The sequence below is a fragment of the Streptomyces sp. ActVer genome (genome assembly GCF_027270795.1).
GTDB classification, from domain to species: domain Bacteria; phylum Actinomycetota; class Actinomycetes; order Streptomycetales; family Streptomycetaceae; genus Streptomyces; species Streptomyces umbrinus_A.
The window spans coordinates 1-2,227 of record NZ_JAPWHT010000797.1 but is presented as its reverse complement, the minus strand read 5'-3'; the positions used below and the strand labels follow the sequence as shown (position 1 = coordinate 2,227).

Here is a 2,227-nt window from a genome sequence, read left to right as displayed (position 1 = left end):
CCGAGCGCCACCCGGCCACCGGGTCCGCGAGCCGTGCGCCCACGGAGTCCGCGGATCAGCCTGCCGCCGGGTCCGGGCCTGGTCCGGTCCGCCGTCCTGCCGTTCACTGTCTTCTCGTTCATCGCGGGTACGTCAACGCCTTTCACTTGCGTGTCGGGTGCGGGTCGGAGCCGAAGCCGTGACTCAGCCGCGCGCTGCCACGAACTCCTTGATCGAGGCGGTCACGTAGTCGAGCATCTCGTCGGTGAGCGCCGGGTAGACCCCGATCCAGAACGTGTGCTCGGTGATGATGTCGCTGTTGGTCAGGTCGCCGACCACACGGTGGGGCTGGTCGATGTAGGCGGGATGCCGGGTGAGATTGCCGGCGAACAGCCGCCGGGTGCCGATCTTGCGGTCCTCCAGGTGGGACACCAACTCCGCCCGGCCGAACGGGGCTTCGGGGTCCACGGTGATGACGAATCCGAACCAGCTCGGGTCGGAGCGGGGGGTGGCCTCGGGCAGGATCAGCCCGGGTACGCCGTCCAGGCCCTCGCGCAGCCGCCGCCAGTTGCGCTTGCGGGCGTCGATGAAGTCGTCGAGCTTGGCGAGCTGGGTCAGACCGAGGGCGGCCTGGATGTCGGTGGCCTTCAGGTTGTAACCGACGTGCGAGAAGATGTACTTGTGGTCGTAGCCGGCCGGCAGGGTGCCCATCTGGTACTTGAACCGCTTGAGGCACTTGTCGTTCTCGCCCGGCTCGCACCAGCAGTCCCGGCCCCAGTCCCGCAGCGACTCCACGATCCGGGCGAGCGCCAGGTTCGAGGTCAGCACACAGCCGCCCTCGCCCATCGTGAGGTGGTGCGCCGGATAGAAGCTGACCGTGGTCATGTCGCCGAAGGTGCCGGTGAGCTGTCCGTCGTACAGCGAGCCGACCGCGTCACAGTTGTCCTCGATGAGGAACAGGTCGTGTTCCTCGGCGAGTTGGGCGATCGCGGTGACCTCGAAGGGGTTGCCGAGCGCGTGCGCGATGATGATCGCCCGGGTCTTGGGCCCGATGGCGGCGGCCACCTTGTCCGCGGTCGCGTTGTACGTCGTCAGGTCCACATCGACGAAGACCGGTACGAGCCCGTTCTGCAGGATCGGGTTGACCGTGGTGGGGAAGCCCGCCGCGACGGTGATGATCTCGTCGCCCGGCTTCAGCCGCCGGTCCTCCAGATGGGACGAGGTGAGCGCCGAGACGGCGAGGAGGTTCGCCGAGGAGCCGGAGTTGGTGAGATGGGCCTTGCGCCGCTTCATCCGCCTGGCGAACGCCGACTCGAATTTGCGCTGGCTGCGTCCGGCGGCGATCCGCATGTCGAGGGCGGCTTCCACCAGCGCCACCCGGTCCTCCACCTCGAGGACCGCGCCCGAGGGCCAGATCTCCGTCGTGCCGGGCACGAACTCCCGTGCCGGTGTGCTGACTTCGTGGTACGCGCGGACCGCGTCGAGCACCGTTTCCTTGGGGTCGCTCATCATCCTGTCCTTTCGTCGACGGGCGGCATCACGGCCGCGAGCAGTTCGCGCAATGAGGTGTCCAGCGGGCGGCGCGGCGTCCAGCCGAGCAGTTCGCGCGCCAGGGAGATGTCCAGGGACTGCCACTCGACGTCGTTGCGGTTCGGCGGCGCGCCGCCCTCCTCGCTCACCGGAACCTCGAGGCCGCTGAGCGCGATCATCCGGTCGATCAGGTCCCGGACCGGCACGGCCTCGCCGCGGCCCACGTTGATCACGCGCCCCCTGACTCGCGCGCTGGGCGCGACGGCAGCGGCCACCACGGCGTCCGCCACGTCCCGTACGTCCACCAGGTCGCGGGCGGCCCGCAGCGGCGGCAGCCGCAGCTCGTCCGGCTTCTCGCCGAGGGCGTCGGCGCGGGCGGGCCCGGCGAGATGCCGGGCGACCTGGCCGAAGAGACTGGCCACGGAGATCCCGGGGCCGATCACATTGGCGAGCCGGAGCACCACCGCGTCCGCGTCCTGATCCCGTACGGCCCGCGACACGGCCTGGGTGCCGAGGAGTTTGGTACGCCCGTACGGGGTGACGGGCGCCGGCGGCCAGTCCTCGGCGATGGCTCCTCCCGGAGTGCCCGCCCCGTACTCGTGGACGCTGCCGAGCTGGATCAGCCGGGGTCTGCGCGGCTGCCGGGGGAGTGCGGCGAGCGCCTCGGTGACCTTGGTGACCAGCTCGGCGTTGCTGGCGGCCATCTGAGGCTCGTCGG

At 70.3% G+C, this 2,227-nt stretch carries 2 protein-coding genes; both read right to left on the bottom strand.

The genetic code is table 11. The annotated features are described in order from the left end of the window. Nucleotides 1-183 precede the first annotated feature (183 nt). Complete coding sequence (rfbH, locus tag O3Q52_RS52170; protein WP_269655407.1) at nucleotides 184-1,488, bottom strand: lipopolysaccharide biosynthesis protein RfbH; 1,305 nt, start codon at nucleotides 1,486-1,488, stop codon at nucleotides 184-186. Beyond that, on the bottom strand, nucleotides 1,488-2,227 hold a 740-nt coding region (locus O3Q52_RS52165), incomplete at its 5' end, for an NAD(P)-dependent oxidoreductase (RefSeq protein ID WP_269655406.1). The genes rfbH and O3Q52_RS52165, both read right to left, overlap by 1 nt.